The sequence below is a fragment of the Paractinoplanes toevensis genome (genome assembly GCF_018332695.1).
Classification (GTDB): domain Bacteria; phylum Actinomycetota; class Actinomycetes; order Mycobacteriales; family Micromonosporaceae; genus Actinoplanes; species Actinoplanes toevensis.
The window spans coordinates 25,818-42,362 of record NZ_BOQN01000132.1; the positions used below are offsets into that span (position 1 = coordinate 25,818).

Genomic DNA, 16,545 nt, shown 5'->3' on the forward strand with positions numbered 1-16,545 from the left:
GGGCCGGCCCGCGAAGGCCGGCCCTCAGGCGTTCTCGACCGTCAGTGACGTGATCCGGGCACCGGCCGTGACGTCGTACCGGTTGGTGACATCCCAGCCCTTCGGCGTCAGCGTCGACCCGGCGGCCACGTCCTTGAGCGTCCGCGACCCGGCTACGACCGTCTGCGCACCGCCACCGACCTTGATCCGCACCGGGTTGGCGGCCGGCGATTTCAACACCAGGGAATCAACCGCGCCATTGATCTTCACCGGGACGGTTCCGGTCGGGCGGGACAGGGTCAATTGAGCCGTACGCATACCGGCGACCATCTCCAGCCCGCTGATCTGCCCACCGCTGACGTCGATGACCTGCTTCTCGGCGTACCCGGAGAACCGCAGCTGCCAGCGCACCTTGGCCGCCAGAACGACGTCGATCTCCCCGCCGGTGCCGTCACCGTCCTTGCTGACCTGCAGTTTGACGTCGTCGTTGCGGATGGTCGGGCTGGGCAGGATGCCGGCGTCGTCCGGTGTGGAGATCCGGTACAGATCGTCGCCGAGCTCGCCGATGGTCACCTTCACCGAGTTGGCCCCGGCGAGCAGCTCGAAGCTCGCCTTGGTGCGGTTGTCGAGCGGCGCGGTCGCGGTCCGCTCCCCGGTGTCGCCGGTGCCCAGCTGCAACACTCCGTCGAGCTTCTCGTCGGAGCCGGAGAAGTAGACGACGCCGACCACCGAACCGGTCAGCAGCACGATGGCGCTGAGCACGATCATGCCGATGGTGAACGCGCGCGACTGCCGCTGCGCCGGAGCCGGCTCGAGGGCGGGTTCCCGGTCGTGCCGGACGGCCCGGCGCTCACCGGTGTCGGTACGCCAGTTCGCCATCTCGCCGGAGGGTGCACCGAGCGCACCGGACGGACCGCGCAGCGCACCCGCGCCGGACACCCGGTCGAGCGTGTCCGGCCCGGGCGTGAGCCGGGCCGGCGGCGGCCAGTTCGACGAGGCCGGAACGGCGGGCGCGGCCAGAGCATCGGCGGCCGGAGCGGGCCGCCGGGAGCCCTGCCGCCGCAGCGGGAGTTCATCCGGCGCGTAGGACGGAGCGTAGGCCGACGCGGAGGACGGCGGCCCGGAGGCCGGCGAGAGGGCCGACGAGGCCGGTGAGAACTCGAAGGACCCGGAGAAGTCGTCGGGCGCCATCGAGGGCAGCGGCTCGAAGGATCCCGAGGAGGCCGGCGGCCCGGAGGTGGGCGCCGAACGCTTGGGTGAGATCGGTCCGTCGCCGAAGCCGAACGATGCCCGGCCCGAGCCCCGCGACGTTGCGGCCCCCTGGTCCGGTTCGGCTTCGGCCGGCATGTCGGTCCCGTCGGTGAACCACGATCCGCCGGTGGTCGAATCGGATGGCGGATGTGCGGGCGGACGGCGATAGAGGGTGTCACCCTCCCGGCCGCCCCGTCGGTTGCCGGTGGCCATCGGGTCGGCCACCGCCACATCGGACGCGTCGTCAGCTGCTTCTCGGTCCACAGCGTGTCTCCCCTGTCGCATCGCCGGTCAGACCCGGCTACCCCGCCAGAGGTACGTATTTGAAGTTCACGCGGATGAGTGCTGGTGCCAACTACTTAGAGTTAATGCCGATCCTGGCTGAGCAGGCCGCGCCGACTGGCGATCGCGACCGCTTCCAGCTGGCTGTGCGCGCCCAGTTTGGCCAGCACCGCCTTCACGTATCCCCGGCAGGTGTGCAGGCTGATGCCGAGCCGCCGGGCGATGGCCCGGGCGTCCAGGCCGGCCGCCATGAGGTGCAGCACTTCGTCCTCGCGGACGGTCAGTCCGCCGCCGCGCGGAGCGGCCACCGGGGTGGTGCTGCGCAGCAGGCGGGCGAGGATGTCGGTGGAGACGGTCATGCCGCCGCCGTGCGCGGTGCGCAGCGCGTTGAGGACGTCGCCGAGGGCGCCGTTCTTGGAGAGGAAACCCGCGGCACCGGCCGCCGTCGCTCGCCCGACCAGCGCTGACTCATCGCTCGCAGTGAGGATCACCACACGCGTGTCGGGCTGCCGGACGCGAATCAGCTCAGCAATCGCAATACCGTCCGCATCGGACAGTTCCGGATCGAGAAGGATCACATTGGGCTGGAGCTGCGCGGCCAGCTGGAGCGCCTCGGCACCGGTGCGTGCGTGCCCCACGTACTGCAGGTCGGGCTGGCCGGCCAGAGCGTGTCCGAGCAGCTCGGCGAACGTCTGGTGGCCGTCGACGACGAGGACGCTGATCGCTTCGCCGTTGTTCATGCGCCACCTTTCAACCGAACGGACCTGGGGAAGTCTACGGAGTACCGGCTCTCATCTTTGCCCTACCAACAGCCTGCCGCAGCGACGGGCCGGATCCGTTCCGCCGGTACGCCCGATGGCCGGATGAGGCCAAGCGGCCGTGATCACCAATCTTTCGGTTGATCTGGCCCCCTCGCGTTAGGGCTTGCCGGTCAACTCTCTCAGACGCAGAGTTTCGATTCATGTTCGACATCCAGCTCTTCGGCCGCATCGAGGTTCGCACTCGGGGCGAGCGCCTGGCGGGCCGTGACTTCGGCGGCGACCGCCCCCGGCACCTCCTTGCCCTGCTCGCGCTGCGTGGCGAGGCGTCCATGTCGGAGCTGGCCGAGCAGCTGGGAACGAACAAGAAGTCCGTTGAGGCCGACTTGTCGGTTCTTCGGCACCACCTGGAACCGGGCGCGAGCTCCCGCGACTCGGTGATCGTCAGCCACCGCGGCCGCCTGCGCCTGGACCCCGACCGGGTCCGGGTCGACGTGGCCCGTTTCGAGGAGCTCATCGCCGCCGCCGCGAGCCGGCCGGCCGCGCGTGCCGCGAAACCGCTCACCGCGGCCGCCTTCCTGGCCACCCGTCCGCTGCTGGAGGACGAGGACGTCGCGTGGGCCGCCGAGGCCCGCAACGAGTACCGCGCGAAGCTGTTGATCGCCCAGCGCACCGAGGCCACGCCGGCGGTGTGACGCGGCTCAAACAGCGCGCCCCGCACTAGGCCGAAGGCGCAAAATCACCGGGTGCCGACGACCACCCTGCTGCCCGTTCCGCTGACCCCGGAGATCTCCCTCCACCTGGTCAGTGGCCCGGTCGGCCTCTTCGACCTGACCGGCGGCGAGTTCCGCAGCGACGAACCCCTGCCGTTCTGGGCCTTCGTCTGGGCCGGCGGGCAGGCTCTGGCCCGTTATGTCCTCGACCATCCGGAAACCGTGGCCGGCAAGCGCGTACACGATCTTGCCTGTGGCTCCGGCGTGGCGGCCATCGCCGCCGCCCGGGCCGGCGCCGCCCACGTGGCCGCTACCGACCTGAACCCGGCCGCGGTAGCGGCCGCCCAGCGCAACGCCGCCGCCAACCACGTCACCGTGAGTGATACCCCAGATCATCCCGAGGTGATTCTGGCCGGTGACGTCTTCTACAGCCCCACGGTCGCGCCCGCCATCACCGCCATTCTTCGCGAGGCCCGCCGAAATTCGGCCGATGTCCTGGTTGGCGACCCCGGACGGGGGTACTTCCCGGAACGGCTCTTCACCGCGCTGACCGAGTACGTCGTGCCCGTCCCGGCCGCGCTGGAGGAAGCCGAGACGCTCACGACCACCGTCTGGCGGATGCGATGAGGGTCACTCTCCGCACGAGATAACCGAGATGCGTTCATCACACAACCAGTTGTAGGCTGCACGCATCAATCAGGCCACACAGGTGGGTAACGCACGTGCATGAATCGGACAGGAGCAGCGGTCCGGGTCGACTGGCCGACGAACTTATGCGGTTCTTCCGGCTCGGCGCGCGGGCCAAGAGCATGCTCAACAAGGGTGACCTGGGCGCGGAGTTCTCCGCGCTGATGCTGCTCTTCCCGCTGCGCTTCCACGGCCCGATGCGCGTGACCGACCTCGCCGAGGTCAAGCAGGCCGACCCCTCGACGGTCAGCCGGCAGGCCGCCCAGCTCGTCAAGGCGGGCCTGGTCCGGCGCGAGGCCGACCCGGAGGACGGGCGGGCATCGCGGCTGGCGATCACCGAGGCCGGCCTGGACGCCTGCCGGCAGCTGCACGACGCCCGCGAGGCGATGCTCGCCGAGGTGCTCAGCAGCTGGCCGACCGAGCGCGTCGAGGCATTCATCGAGCTTTTCACCGAATTCAACACGGCGGTCGAGACGCACGTCCGCAGCGCTCCGGCCGCGACACCAGCACGGGAGATCGCGTGAGCAACCCCGAAACCGCCGCACCACCGGCCGCCGGGCCGAGTGCGGAATTCACCCACCGGCAGATCCTGACGATCCTCGGCGGCCTGATGATGGGCATGTTCCTGGCCGCCCTGGACCAGACGATCATGGCTACCGCGACCCGGACGATCGCCGACGACCTGCACGGCTTCGACATGCAGGCGTGGGCCACCACGGCGTTCCTCATCACGTCGACGATCTCCACGCCGCTCTACGGCAAGCTGTCCGACATCTACGGCCGGCGGCCGTTCTTCCTGTTCGCGATCGGCATCTTCATCGTCGGCTCGATGCTCTGCGGCCTGTCCCAGAACATGTACGAGCTGGCCGGGTTCCGCGCGATCCAGGGCATCGGCGCCGGCGGCCTCATGTCGCTGGCCCTGGCCATCATCGGCGACATCGTGCCGCCCCGGGAACGAGCCCGTTACCAGGGCCTCTTCCTGGCCGTCTTCGGCACCGCGAGCGTCATCGGCCCGATCCTGGGCGGCTTCTTCGCCGGCGCCGACACCATCCTCTGGGTGGACGGCTGGCGCTGGGTCTTCTACCTGAACGTGCCGATCGGCGTCGCCGCCATGGCGGTCGTGGCCCGGGTGCTGCACCTGCCGCACCACCGCACCGACCACCGGATCGACTGGCCCGGCGCGGTCAGCCTGATCGTCGGTCTCGTGCCGCTGCTGACCGTCGCCGAGCAGGGCCGCGACTGGGGCTGGGGCTCCGGCCGCTCGGTCGCCTGCTACGCGATCGGCGTGATCGGCATCGTCGCGTTCATCTTCGCCGAACGGGCCTACAAGGAAGAGGCGCTGCTGCCGCTGCGGCTGTTCGGCAACCGCACGGTCGCGGTCGGCGCCACCTCCAGCACGATCCTCGGCATGGCGATGTTCGGCGGCCTGATGACCGTCCCGCTGTACCTGCAGATCGTGAAGGGCTCCTCGGCCACCATGGCCGGCCTGCAGATGATCCCGTTCGTGATCGGCATCATGGCCGGCTCGATCACCGCCGGTCAGCTGATCGCCCGCACCGGCCGCTACCGCATCTTCCCGATCATCGGCAGCTCCCTGATGCTGGTCGCGCTGGGCCTGTTCGCCCTGATCGGGGCCGACACCCCGCTCTGGCAGACCATGCTGATCATGGTGGTCATGGGCCTCGGCCTGGGCGGCAACATGCAGCCGATGATCACCGCGGTGCAGAACGCGGTCTCCCCCCGGGAGATCGGCGTGGCCACCAGCTCGGTGACGTTCTTCCGCTCGATGGGCGGCACGCTGGGCACGGCGATCTTCCTGTCGGTGCTGTTCAACGTGCTCCCCGGCAAGATCGGCAACGCGTTCAGCTCGGCCCGGGCCACCCCCGCCTTCCAGGCCGAACTGGCCGCCCACCCCGACCAGGCGCGGATCCTGCAGCAGGCCACCAGCGGCGGCGGCAGCAGCAGCGACCTGAGCGACACCTCGTGGATCAACAAGCTCAGCGACGTCCTCGCCCACCCGTTCAAGGTCGGCTTCTCGGACGGCATCCAGGTGGTCTTCCTGATGGCCCTCGCGATCATGGTGATCGGCCTGATCGTGGTCTTCTTCCTGCCGGAGATCCCGCTCTCCCAGCGCTCGGCCCAGCAGCAGCGGGCCGACGACATCCTGGCCGCGGAGAACAGCGACGGCGTGCCCGGCGAGGTCGGCGCCGGCCCGCTGGCCGACAAGCCGGACACTCCGGTCCGGGCCGGAACCGACAAATAACCATCAAACCCTTCCGGCGTACGCCGGGAGCACCGTCGACAAGAGCCGGGGCCGCCCGCGGTCCCGGCTCCGTCGTCTCCTCCGCCGGCGCGAGGGTTACCACTGGATCGGGCCGATAGGCGCTGCCGGACAAGCCGGCGGGGCGAAAGATCGTTCAGCTGTTGCGGGCCGCCGCGGCGGCCACCAGCCGTTCGGCGACCGCACGGCGGTCCAGGCCGAGACGCTGGGCCGTCTCCCCCAGCACGTCGTAGGCCTCGCGCACGCCGCAGCCCCGCTGCGCGATGATCACGCCGACCGCCCGGTCGACGGTCGCGTCGGTGCTCGTCTGGTCCCGCCGGCGCAGCTCGCCGAGCAGCACCTCGGCGTGGTTGACCAGGGCCATCGCGGTGATCAGCAGATCCGGGGCGAGAGCTCCGGTCCGATCCAGGTAGAGACACACCCCGCCGACCTCGGCCCGCGGAACGTCGAGCGGGATCGCGACCACCGCGTGGATCCCGGCCTCCCGGGCCGGCCCGGCCAGCTGCGGCCAGCGCTCGTCGGTGGACAGGTCCTCGACGGTGGTGAGGGCCCGGGTCCGGGCGGCGTCGAGCCCGGGACCGGTGCTCAGCTCGTACGCAAGCTTGTCCAGGCGTTCGCCGCCCGCACCGTGCGCGGTGCAGGTGAGCGGCCCACCCTCACCGATCAGGGTGACCGAGCAGCGGACCGTGCCCGGCACCGCGCCGGCGGCGAGGGCCGCCAGGCGCTCGAGGGCCGCAGCGAAGCTCTCGGCGCCGAGCAGGCGCACCGACAGCTCGTGCAGCAGTCCGGCGAGTTCGACCGCGTGCGGGCCGCTCAGGGCCACAGAACGCGCACCGCTGCGGGTGCGCGCGGGACGGCGCAGCAGGCGGGCGGGACCGCGCAGCGGGGACGAAATCCGGCGATTCGGGGCAGACACGCGGGGCATATTGCCATGACCATCGACAGACACGGAAGTTCGTTGCCTCTACCGAGTGGTGTCGGCGGGCGGGACCGTCTGGTCGGAGCGGCGCTGTTCGCGTGCTTCAGGGTCGAATTCGCGCTCGTCCGAGTCGGCCAGGATCGCCGCAGCCTGCGCCTCCGGGTCCGCGCTGCCGGCCGCCCGCTCCTCCGGGAGCAGTTCGGCGGCTCGCTGGGAGATCCGGTCGTCAGTCATGCCGATCTTGTACCCCTCCGGGAAGACCCCTGAAACACAACAACGCCCCTGGGTTACCCCAGGGGCGCTGCCACAAGATGTCGGTGTGCATGTCGCCTCTCGGCGAGTGGCACAACACGGCTCCAGCCGAACGGTATTCCGTGAAGGCATTAGTGGTGAGGCCCGGGGACACTGGACACACCGACATCCGCTATCAACGATCGGCATACCGGGGCCATTCCGTGCGGGATTGTGACCCGCGCCACAGAGTTTGCCCGGTTCGGGCCGGGGTAGTCGTCGTGCCGTGACCGACGACTATCGCGAACTCGACGCCTTCCTCGACGACGCCTACGAGGGTCAGGAACGACTGAGCAGCCTCGATCTGCAGCGCCGCGCGATCGCCGCCGAACTGCCGGCGACCGCACGGACCAAGGTGGACGCGCTGCCGGAGGGTGAGTACGCCCAGGACGAAGCCGCCGAGGCCCTGCGCCTCGTCGAGGTCTGAGGGGGACGGCATGGAGCCCATCGGAGACCCGGACGACGACCAGGACTTCGCCGAGGAGCACGAGCAGACCACGGTCGACCCGGCGGTCAGCAGCGGCGAGGACGACGGCGAGCCGGAGAGCCCGGAGGGCTGGGACGGCCTGGACGGTGACGGCCCGCCCTGATCGCCGCCGAAACGCGCGCCGCCGGTATTCTCGTGGGCATGAAGGGGCTGTGGACGCCGTCGTGGATAGCGCGGCACGTCCTGGCCCTGGCGGCCGTGACGGTGTCGCTCGGGTTGGGCTGGTGGCAGTTCAGCCGCGCGAGCGGGGGCAACTCACTCAGCTGGGGTTACACATTCGAGTGGCCGGTCTTCGCCGGTTTCTTCGCGTTCCTGTGGTGGCGTGAGGTGCAACTCGCCCGGCACCCGGAAAAAGCATCGGAACCCGACGAAGAGCCGGAACGACTCCCAGGTGGGCCTGTTACGGTCGGCCGTCCGGTGCGGGTGGCCGTCTCGGCCCCGCCGGCCGAGGACGATGCCGACCTGGCCGCCTACAACGACTACCTGACGTGGCTGGCCGACCATCCGGAAGCCCGCCCCGTCGACTACCCCGGTTACCAGAAGAACTAGGACGTGGATCGTGCAGGGAGCCCTGACCCGCTACCGGATCATCGCGTGGATCGTCGGCGTCTGCCTGCTCGCGCTCGTCGTGGTCGGCATGCCGCTGAAATACCTCGGTGACAACGACGTCGTGGTGGCCACCGTCGGGCCGGCGCACGGCTTCCTGTTCATGGTCTACCTGGTGCTGACCTTCGATCTGGCGCGCCGGGCCGGCTGGGCACTCCCGCGCATGCTGCTGGTCATGGCGGCGGGCACGATCCCGTTCCTCTCGTTCTGGGCGGAGCGTAAGGTCTCCCAGGTGTGGATCCCCGCCGAACTGGCAAAAAGTCCAGTTTGAGCCGCTGAATAACGCGGCGTCTTCGGCGAATGACAATGTGTTATCGGGATCATTCCCGCATTTCTGACCTTTGTCTTAAATCCCGCGCGGAGGCCTTGATTTTGTTTTCCGCGCCGATAAGTTAGTGCGGTTGGATCGGTCCGCAGTCACTCCCCTCGGTGACACCGGCCAACGCCGCCGAATCGGCGCGGTGACCCAGCGTGTTCTCCCCCGAACATCGCGAGGTCCCGCGACAGAACCGGGGAACCGCGTTTCTGGGGTGAATCCGCGCAAGCGGTAGGGCGCTCTTCCGAGCCCACTGATCCTCAGAAAATCCCGGCATCAGCTAACCCGGTAGGCGGCCGAGCGGAAGAAAGGCCGACACACCGGTGCCACACCCCCGAACCAGGCTTCGGTCACTCGTGGTCGCGGCGATGGCGATCGCGCTCACCGGGTCCATGGCGACCTCGGCACACGCAGCGCCCTCCGAGACCGAGCTGAAGAAGAAGATCGAAACGGCTTCCAACCAGCTCGAGGACATCACCGAGTCGTACAACAAACTCAAGATCGAGCTGGCCAAGACGGCCGCCGACCAGAAGGCTCTGGCCGCGTCGATCGCGCCGGCCAAGGCGAAGCAGCTGGTCGCCAGCGCCCAGGTCAACAACATCGCCGCCACCTCGTACAAGCAGGGGCGGATCGGCCCGATGGCCGCCATGCTCGGCAGCGGCGACCAGGGCAGCCTGGTCGACCGGATGAGCTACCTCGATCTCATCCAGCGTTCCAACCAGCGTGACCTCGACGCTTACATCGAGACGACCGCGACCTTCAACGAGCGGTCGGCCGCCCTGAAGACCACTCAGGCCAAGCAGGCGGCGCAGCTCAAGGCGATCGACACTCGGAAGCAGAAGATCGAGGGCGACATCAAGAAGCTGAAGGCCATGCGCGAGCAGGCCTACGGCAGCGCCTCCGAGACCGGCGTCGCGGGTGCCGCCGGTCCGGCCCCGGCCATCTCCGGCTCGGCCGGCAAGGCGGTCTCCTACGCGTACACGCAGGCCAACAAGCCCGCCTACTACGGCTACGGCGACTCGGGGCCGAACACGTTCGACTGTTCGGGCCTGACCATGATGGCGTGGTCGCAGGCCGGCAAGTCGCTGCCGCACAACGCCGCGGCGCAGTACAGCGCCACCGCACGCATCTCCAAGTCCCAGCTCCAGCCGGGCGACCTGGTGTTCTATCGAAGCCTCGGTCACGTCGGCATCTACGTCGGCGGCGGCATGATCATCGACGCGTCCCGCCAGGGCGAGCCGATCAAGAAGCGTTCGATCAACGTCATGACCCCGTACGGCTACGGCCGGGTCAAGTAGTTCCCGGACACGCATAAGGCCGGTACCCCTCGGGGTACCGGCCTTTTCGTCTGGGAAGGGGAGGTTGTTACGCGGCCTGCAGGCCCTCGGCCCGGGCCAGCTCGCGCAGCCGGCCGAGCGCCTGGATCTCCAGCTGGCGGATGCGCTCCCGGCTGAGCGAGAAGCGCGAGGCCACCTCGGTCAGCGAGTGCTCCCGCCCGTCCTCGAGGCCGTAGCGGGCCCGCATGATGCCGGCCGACCGGTCGTCGAGGTGGTTGAGCAGGCCCTCGATGCGCTGCCGCTCCAGTGCGGTCAGCACGATCTCCTCGGGCGACGGTGCGTCGCTGTCGGCCACCAGGTCACCGAGGTTGGTGTCGCCGTCGTCGCCGACCGGCGTGTCCAGCGAAACGGTGTCCTGCGCCCAGCGGGTGAGCTCGTTGACCCGCTCGACGGTGACGCCGAGCGCCGCCGCGATCTGGTCGGGCTCCGGGTCGGCGCCGAGCTCGCGGACGAGCTGCCGGGTGACGTTGCGCATCCGGTTGACGTCCTCGACCAGGTGCACGGGGAGGCGCACGGTGCGCTCCTGCTGGGCGATGGCCCGGCTGATCGCCTGGCGCACCCACCACGTCGCGTACGTCGAGAACTTGTAGCCGCGCTCGTAGTCGAACTTCTCGACCGCGCGAACGAGGCCGGTGTTGCCCTCCTGGATCAGGTCGAGCATCGGCATGCCCGACCGCACGTAACGCCGGGCGATCGACACGACCAGCCGCAGGTTGGCCCGGATGAACAGGTCCTTCGCCCGCCGGCCCTCGGTGACCAGGCGCTCCAGTTCCTCCCGGCTCACACCACGCGGAACCTCGCCCTCGTCGAGCAGGAACTCTGCGTAGAGGCCCGCCTCGATCTGCTTGGACAGGTCGACTTCCTCGACTGCGCCCAGCAGCGGCGTCCGGGAGATCTCGTGCAGGTAGACGCCGACAAGGTCACGCTCCTCGGCGACCTGGTCGGTCCTCAAGACGGTGTTCTTCTCCACGTTGCCCACGGTCCCCTCATTGCCTTAACTACTAACCACGCCGCAACTTCGTTCATTTGCGGTTACTGGCATCTACACAACAAATGGCTGCCTGGCCTGATTCCGGCTGGTGGGTCGAAAGTGTCACGAATGCCTGAGTGATACCTGAGAGCCGCGTACGATGTTCCTGAAGGGGACTCTCTCTGGGGCATTCACGCGCCGCAGCCGTTCACGGTCGCGCAGCATGACTCCTACCCGCGTTGGTCTCAATGACACCATCGGCCCCTCATCCGTCGCAGCGACGGGCATCACCATGGACCTCGGACGCTCGTCACTACCCAGTACGGCCAGGCGCCTTCCCGGGTTCAGGTGCAGCATCGACAGCTTCGCGACCGGCCTGAAACAAAAGCCTCATCGAAAAGATCCCGACGTGCGCAAGCCGATCGGGACCACCTGCCACAATGCGGCACGAGACGCCGGACTTCACTCGCCCGGAAGGGTGACGTACCCATAGGTGACTCCCGCTGGGTGAAGTGACGAGAAACACAGGAAGATTGATCTTCATGAACAGCGAACGGACGGTAATCGTCACCGGCGGCGCCGGCGGGCTCGGCGCGGCCACGATCGAGGCCTTCCTGGCCGGCGGCTGGCGCGTGGTGGCGCCGGTGCGGCCGGGCCGGGCGGCGGCCCTGCCGGGCGGCGCGGTCGCCGTCGATGCCGATCTGAGCGACGTGGCCGACGTCACGGCCGCGGTCTCGGTCGCGGCCGGGGAATCCGGGGCGCCGCTGCGCGCGGTGGTCAATCTGGCCGGGGCGTACGCCGGGGGCGGGCTCATCGCGGACACCCCGATCGAGGACTTCGAACGTATGCTGACGGTCAACCTGCGGCCCACCTATCTCGTCACCGCCGCGGCGCTGCCCCACCTGGTGGCGGCCGGTGGCGGCGGGATCGTCTGCGTGTCGTCGCGGGCCGGGGTGGCGCCGTTCCCCGGTGCGGCCGGTTACGTGACGGCCAAGGCCGCCGTGCTGGCGTTCGCGGGGGCGGTCGCGGTCGAGTACAAGAAGGCCGGGGTGCGCTGCAACACCGTGCTGCCCAGCGTGATCGACACCCCGGCGAACCGGCGGTCGATGCCGGACGCCGACTTCGCCCGCTGGGTGCGGCCCGACGAGATCGCCCCGACCATCCTGTTCCTGGCCTCGGACGCCTCGGCGCCCACGACCGGCGCCCAGATCCCGGTCTACGGCCAGGCGTAGCGGACTACAGGGACTCAGCCAACTGCCAGCCGAGGGCGGTCACCCCGGCCAGGAGCGGACCGCCGGCCAGGACCATCGTGCGCATCCGGGAACCGGCCCGGGTGACCGCGGCCGGCAACGGCAGGCGGCTGCGAATCTCGGCGGCCACCTCGTCGGGGGTGCCGTTCGCGTCGATCACCACGAACTCGCCGTACTCCGGCAGGGAACGGTAGGCGGCCGCGGCCGCGGACAGGTAGTCGGTGCTCTCGTGGTCGTAGCCACGGGCCTCGATGCGGTCGTGGGCGACCTGGGGATCGACGGTGAGCAGGAAGGTCACGTCGGGCCGCGGGAACAGGCCGTAGGCCAGGCGGGCGCGGCGCTCGGCGGCCGGACGGGCGGCCCGGGCGCGGAGCGAGGCGTACTGGCACACCGCGTACCGGTCCATCACGGTGATCTGGCCGGTGAAGGCACGGCGCAGCAGCGTGCGCAGGATGGCCAGCCAGCGCAGCACCGACTCGACGAAGAGCATGGCCCGGCGGCCGAGCAGGTCCTCGGCGTCGTCACCGCGACCGAGGCGGGCGGACAGCCGGCCGAACCAGCGACGACCACCGGCATTACGCCGGTAGGCGGCGTTCAACCCATCGGCGGCCAAGGCGTCGGCCAGGCGGTGGGCCTGGGTCGTCTTGCCACTTCCGTCGATGCCGACGAGGGCGATCGTGCGCGGTTGGCGGGTCATGCCCACCAACGGTAACCGGCCCTGCCCAGAGCGTTTCACAGCAAGCACCGCTCAGCCCGTACCAAAATGGGGTCAAGCCGTTGATTTTGGTTCGCCCGTCCCCTTGGCGTGAGGTTCAAGGGGAAGGGCGCCCGGGTAGGGGATATCGGCACGGACCCGCACACGTCGACAGGGAGAAACCACCATGCCGCATCACGTGGACGCCGGGCTGGCCACGACGCTCAAGCGGGTGGCCTCCACCCTCAAGGCCGCGGACATCCCCTTCGCCCTCGGCGGCAGCTTCGCGGTCTACGCGCACGGCGGCCACTCGAGCGACCATGACGTCGACTTCCTGATCCGCGAGCAGGACAAGGAGACGGCGCTCAAGGAACTCGCCACGGTGGGTTTCCGCACCGAGCAGCCGCCCGAGGACTGGCTGGTCAAGGTCTACGACGAGGACCGGATGGTGGACCTGATCTACCGACCGGTGGAGACGCCGGTGACCGCCGAGACGCTGCGGGACAGCGAGATGATCTCGGTCGAGGCGATCAGCATGCCGGTGATCTCGGCCACCCAGCTGATGGTGCACAAGCTGCTCAGCTACAGCCAGCACTACTGCGATTTCGCCACCGGCTTCCCGGTGGCCCGCTCGCTGCGCGAGCAGATCGACTGGGACCGGGTCCGGCGGGAGACGACCACTTCGCCGTACGCCGAGGCCTTCCTGATCCTGCTCGACCGCTTGGACGTCGTCCCCTTCCCGGGGGACAAGCCAGTAAGGGTAGGGGGATGAGATGAGCACCCAACTCGACGAATACCTGGAAGCCGAGATCCAGAGCCTGTTGACCGACGGGCGGGTCGCCGAACTGGGCATCACCGTGAACCGCCGGGAGCACCTGCTGGTCCTGGGCGGCGAAGTGGAGAGCACCCACCGGCGGGACGAGATCTGCCGGCAGATCAACCAGCGATTCCCGGACGTACAGATCGTCTGTGACATCGGCATCATCCGGGCCAGCGCGCCCAGCGAGGTGGAGGAGATTTCATGATCCGGATCGCCGCCGTCGGCGACGTCCACGTGGACAAGGATGTCCTCGGCCGGTTCCGGCCGGCCCTCGAGGAACTGCCCGGCCACGCCGACGCGCTGTTGATCGCGGGAGACCTGACCCGGCACGGCACGGTCGACGAGGCACGCTGCTTCGCGACCGAGTTCGGCGGGCTGGGCGTTCCGGTCGTGGTGGTGCTCGGCAACCACGACCATCAGAGCGACCAGCAGGCTCGGGTCACCGAGGTGCTCACCGATTCAGGCATCACCGTGCTCGAGGGCGACGCGACCGTACTGGAGCTGAACGGGCACCGGCTCGGCATCGCCGGGGTGAAGGGTTTCGGCGGCGGGTTCGCCGGCGCCTGCGCCAGCAACTTCGGCGAGCGGGAGATGAAGGAGTTCGTGGGCACCACCGAGGTGATCGCGGCCCGGCTCGAGGAGGCGCTCAAGTCGGTGCAGTGCGACGCCCTGGTCGCGCTCACCCATTACGCCCCGGTGCCGGACACGCTGCTCGGTGAGCCGCTGGAGATCTACGCCTTCCTCGGCTGTTACCAGCTGGGCCGGGCGATCGACGCGGCGCCCACCGCGCTGGCCCTGCACGGGCACGCCCACCACGGCTCGGAGCGCGGCCGCACACCGGGCGGGGTGCCGGTGCGCAACGTGGCCCACCCGGTGATCAAGCAGGCGTACAACATCTACCAGCTGTTGTCGGAGACGGTCGACACAGAACTGATCTCTACATAACAGGGGTTTCCGATTTGGAGGGCAGGGGTATCCGGATCGCATGGAATTTGTCCTCTGGATCCTCGCAGTCATCCTGGTGGTCGCCGGCATCCTCGCGCTGTTCCGGCGGCAGCTCCTCTGGGGCATCATTCTGATCATCGTCGGCCTGCTCGTCGGCCCCGGTGGCGTCAGCATCTTCACCTGATCCTCCCTCGGAACCCGCAAACTGAATCCCCCAGAACCGGGACCACCTCTTTGGTGGCCCCGGTTCTCCTCTTTGTGAGGAGCCGCACACGAAGTGCGATGGATGTGCAGTTAATTGACCGTAAATCACTCGGGCACATCCGTCGATCTTCGCGAGGTACCGCAGTGACCGAGGTCCATCACTTCACCTACGGGGTCTTCAACCCGATAGCCGCGTATCTTCTGGCCTTCCTGGGTTCGTTCTTCGGTCTGCTCTGCACGGCCCGGGCCCGCGACGCCCGAACCCGTGGCCGGCGCACCCGATGGCTGAGCATCGCCGCGTTCGCCATCGGCGGTGGCGCCATCTGGCTCATGCACTTCACCGCCATGCTCGGCTTCGACGTCCCGGCCAGTCCGGTCCGGTTCGACGTCGGCATGACCGTGGCCAGCCTGCTCTTCGCCGTTGTCGCGGTCGGCCTGGGCCTGATGATCGTCGGGCACGGCCCCCGTCGGCTGGGCCGGGTGATCGGGGCCGGCCTGCTGACCGGCGGCGGCGTGCTGGCCATGCACTACAGCGGCATGGAGGGCATGCATGTGGCCGGCACGATCCACTACAACCTGGCCCTCGTGCTCGCCTCGGCGATCATCGCGGTGGTGGCGTCCTCGGTGGCGCTCTGGTTCGCCATCTCGGTTCGCGGCTGGGCACCGGTCATCGGCGCCGCCGCGATCATGGGGATCGCGGTGTGCGGCATGCACTACACCGGCATGGCGGCCATGACGGTGACCCTCGATCACCAGCTGGTGGAGGTGCACGGCATCCGGCCGCTCACGATGATCGTGCCGATCATGCTGATCACCGCGGCCACCATCGTCGGGGTCGCGCTCAGCGCACTCCAGGCGATGACCGAGGAGGAGTTCACCGACGGCGCCGGCACACCCAGGCGCGGCGTGCACGCCGAGAACAACCCGTGGTCACTCAAGCAGGCGTCGCTGGCCACCTCCGCCCGCCGTCCGTCACCCCGTCCGGCGCCGGTCCGGTCGACAACCAACGGGGAATCACTAGTCTGATCGACATGGCGACCCGGATGCTGTTGTCGATGCCACTGCATGCGATCACCGAGGTCTACGGCGAGGCGGGGCTGCGCGAGCGCTTCCTCCTGGAGATCGGCTCCTTCCCGCCCGCTGAGGCCGGTCAACTGGTGGCCGCCCTCGACCTCGCCGCCGAGCTGCATGCCGAGGACCGCCGCGTCCGCGAGCCCTACCTGAACCATCTGCTGCGGGTCGCCATCCGCATCCTCCGGTATTACGGGGTGCGGGACGTCGACGTGCTGACCGCGGCGCTGCTGCACGACGCCGTCGAGGACCACCCGGCCGAGCTGGGCATGCTCGCCGCCGGCACGCACCAGGAGCTGACCGAGGCAGCCATCGCCGAGCTGGCCCGCCGCTTCAACCCCCGGGTGGCCGAGCTGGTCCGCTCGGTCACCAACCCGGAGTACGACCCGCTCCGCGACCGCCACGAGCAGTACCGCGAGCACGTGGCGACGAGCCTCGACCGCGACCCGTGGGCTCGGGTGATCAAGCTCTCCGACTTCACCGACAACGGCGTGGGTGTGGTGCACACCACGGCCGAGAAGGCCTTCTCGTCGGCCACCAAATATCGGCCGCTCGTGCCCAAGCTGCGCGAACTGGCCGGGCGGCCGGACACCCCGCTGTCGGTGGCGGCCAAGGACCACATCCTCGACCAGCTGGACCTGGCGGAGGAGCGGTTCGCCGCCATTCTCGACGATTAATCTGGCG

General features: G+C 69.2%; 22 protein-coding genes and 1 riboswitch. Of the genes, 16 read left to right on the forward strand and 6 right to left on the reverse strand.

The genetic code is table 11. The features are described 5' to 3' along the window. Window positions 1-24: 24 nt before the first annotated feature. On the reverse strand, window positions 25-1,494 hold the full coding sequence (locus tag Ato02nite_RS43755) for a hypothetical protein (protein WP_213012628.1): 1,470 nt from the start codon (window positions 1,492-1,494) through the stop codon (window positions 25-27). Between the two features lie 101 nt (window positions 1,495-1,595). Continuing rightward, entirely contained in the window at window positions 1,596-2,252 is a 657-nt protein-coding gene (locus Ato02nite_RS43760; RefSeq protein WP_213012629.1) for a response regulator, read from the reverse strand. 221 nt (window positions 2,253-2,473) lie between these two features. On the opposite strand from Ato02nite_RS43760, the gene Ato02nite_RS43765 reads away from it, so the two are divergent. The 4 genes from Ato02nite_RS43765 (at window position 2,474) to Ato02nite_RS43780 (ending at window position 5,933) form a co-directional block, all read left to right on the forward strand. Next, window positions 2,474-2,965 carry an AfsR/SARP family transcriptional regulator gene (locus Ato02nite_RS43765; RefSeq protein ID WP_213012630.1) on the forward strand — a complete coding sequence of 164 codons (492 nt, stop codon included), beginning with the start codon at window positions 2,474-2,476 and terminating at the stop codon, window positions 2,963-2,965. Window positions 2,966-3,016: 51 nt separating this feature from the next. Next, entirely contained in the window at window positions 3,017-3,610 is a 594-nt protein-coding gene (locus Ato02nite_RS43770; RefSeq protein ID WP_213012631.1) for a class I SAM-dependent methyltransferase, read from the forward strand. Between the two features lie 146 nt (window positions 3,611-3,756). After that, window positions 3,757-4,194 carry a MarR family winged helix-turn-helix transcriptional regulator gene (locus tag Ato02nite_RS43775; protein ID WP_213012632.1) on the forward strand — a complete coding sequence of 146 codons (438 nt, stop codon included), beginning with the start codon at window positions 3,757-3,759 and terminating at the stop codon, window positions 4,192-4,194. Next, window positions 4,191-5,933 carry an MDR family MFS transporter gene (locus tag Ato02nite_RS43780; RefSeq protein ID WP_213012633.1) on the forward strand — a complete coding sequence of 581 codons (1,743 nt, stop codon included), beginning with the start codon at window positions 4,191-4,193 and terminating at the stop codon, window positions 5,931-5,933. Before Ato02nite_RS43775 ends, Ato02nite_RS43780 begins: the two co-directional genes overlap by 4 nt. Window positions 5,934-6,087: 154 nt before the next feature. On the opposite strand, the gene Ato02nite_RS43785 is transcribed toward Ato02nite_RS43780, so the two are convergent. Further along, window positions 6,088-6,867, reverse strand: a complete 780-nt coding sequence (locus Ato02nite_RS43785; RefSeq protein ID WP_246608089.1) for an ANTAR domain-containing protein — start codon at window positions 6,865-6,867, stop codon at window positions 6,088-6,090. A 48-nt stretch (window positions 6,868-6,915) separates the two neighbouring features. Then, window positions 6,916-7,104 carry a hypothetical protein gene (locus Ato02nite_RS43790; protein ID WP_213012634.1) on the reverse strand — a complete coding sequence of 63 codons (189 nt, stop codon included), beginning with the start codon at window positions 7,102-7,104 and terminating at the stop codon, window positions 6,916-6,918. 283 nt (window positions 7,105-7,387) lie between these two features. Between Ato02nite_RS43790 and Ato02nite_RS43795 the strand changes: the two genes are divergently transcribed. From Ato02nite_RS43795 to Ato02nite_RS43815, 5 genes are all read left to right on the forward strand, one after another. Next, complete coding sequence (locus Ato02nite_RS43795) at window positions 7,388-7,588, forward strand: hypothetical protein (RefSeq protein WP_246608090.1); 201 nt, start codon at window positions 7,388-7,390, stop codon at window positions 7,586-7,588. A gap of 10 nt (window positions 7,589-7,598) precedes the next feature. Further along, a complete protein-coding gene (locus Ato02nite_RS43800) occupies window positions 7,599-7,751 on the forward strand; it encodes a hypothetical protein (protein WP_213012636.1) in 153 nt (50 codons plus the stop codon). A gap of 38 nt (window positions 7,752-7,789) precedes the next feature. After that, complete coding sequence (locus tag Ato02nite_RS43805) at window positions 7,790-8,197, forward strand: hypothetical protein (protein WP_213012637.1); 408 nt, start codon at window positions 7,790-7,792, stop codon at window positions 8,195-8,197. Between the two features lie 10 nt (window positions 8,198-8,207). Then, window positions 8,208-8,525, forward strand: coding sequence for a DUF3817 domain-containing protein (locus tag Ato02nite_RS43810; RefSeq protein WP_203801599.1), 318 nt, complete (start codon window positions 8,208-8,210; stop codon window positions 8,523-8,525). A 208-nt stretch (window positions 8,526-8,733) separates the two neighbouring features. After that, window positions 8,734-8,880: riboswitch (cyclic di-AMP (ydaO/yuaA leader) on the forward strand. A gap of 58 nt (window positions 8,881-8,938) precedes the next feature. Next, a complete protein-coding gene (locus Ato02nite_RS43815) occupies window positions 8,939-9,868 on the forward strand; it encodes a C40 family peptidase (RefSeq protein ID WP_213012638.1) in 930 nt (309 codons plus the stop codon). Window positions 9,869-9,935: 67 nt separating this feature from the next. Here the strand turns inward: Ato02nite_RS43815 and Ato02nite_RS43820 are convergent, their stop codons facing one another. Next, window positions 9,936-10,886, reverse strand: coding sequence for a sigma-70 family RNA polymerase sigma factor (locus Ato02nite_RS43820; protein ID WP_213012639.1), 951 nt, complete (start codon window positions 10,884-10,886; stop codon window positions 9,936-9,938). 533 nt (window positions 10,887-11,419) lie between these two features. Here Ato02nite_RS43820 and Ato02nite_RS43825 point away from each other — a divergent pair. Beyond that, on the forward strand, window positions 11,420-12,109 hold the full coding sequence (locus Ato02nite_RS43825; protein WP_213012640.1) for an SDR family NAD(P)-dependent oxidoreductase: 690 nt from the start codon (window positions 11,420-11,422) through the stop codon (window positions 12,107-12,109). Between the two features lie 4 nt (window positions 12,110-12,113). On the opposite strand, the gene Ato02nite_RS43830 is transcribed toward Ato02nite_RS43825, so the two are convergent. After that, window positions 12,114-12,824, reverse strand: a complete 711-nt coding sequence (locus Ato02nite_RS43830; protein WP_213012641.1) for a dTMP kinase — start codon at window positions 12,822-12,824, stop codon at window positions 12,114-12,116. A 184-nt stretch (window positions 12,825-13,008) separates the two neighbouring features. Here Ato02nite_RS43830 and Ato02nite_RS43835 point away from each other — a divergent pair, with 184 nt between their 5' ends. The 6 genes from Ato02nite_RS43835 (at window position 13,009) to Ato02nite_RS43860 (ending at window position 16,538) form a co-directional block, all read left to right on the forward strand. Then, complete coding sequence (locus tag Ato02nite_RS43835; RefSeq protein WP_213012642.1) at window positions 13,009-13,593, forward strand: nucleotidyltransferase; 585 nt, start codon at window positions 13,009-13,011, stop codon at window positions 13,591-13,593. 1 nt (window position 13,594) lies between these two features. Continuing rightward, window positions 13,595-13,846, forward strand: a complete 252-nt coding sequence (locus Ato02nite_RS43840; RefSeq protein ID WP_213012643.1) for a hypothetical protein — start codon at window positions 13,595-13,597, stop codon at window positions 13,844-13,846. Further along, window positions 13,843-14,586: a metallophosphoesterase family protein gene (locus Ato02nite_RS43845; RefSeq protein WP_213012644.1), complete on the forward strand. Its 744-nt coding sequence runs from the start codon at window positions 13,843-13,845 to the stop codon at window positions 14,584-14,586. Before Ato02nite_RS43840 ends, Ato02nite_RS43845 begins: the two co-directional genes overlap by 4 nt. 40 nt (window positions 14,587-14,626) lie before the next feature. Continuing rightward, window positions 14,627-14,770 (forward strand): GPGG-motif small membrane protein, encoded by a 144-nt coding sequence (locus tag Ato02nite_RS43850; RefSeq protein WP_203801636.1) that lies wholly within the window; start codon window positions 14,627-14,629, stop codon window positions 14,768-14,770. Window positions 14,771-14,934: 164 nt separating this feature from the next. Next, the gene (locus Ato02nite_RS43855; protein ID WP_213012645.1) at window positions 14,935-15,816 is read left to right on the forward strand and encodes an MHYT domain-containing protein; all 882 of its coding nucleotides are present in this window, start codon (window positions 14,935-14,937) and stop codon (window positions 15,814-15,816) included. Window positions 15,817-15,821: 5 nt separating this feature from the next. Beyond that, entirely contained in the window at window positions 15,822-16,538 is a 717-nt protein-coding gene (locus Ato02nite_RS43860; protein ID WP_213012646.1) for an HD domain-containing protein, read from the forward strand. Window positions 16,539-16,545 lie beyond the last annotated feature (7 nt).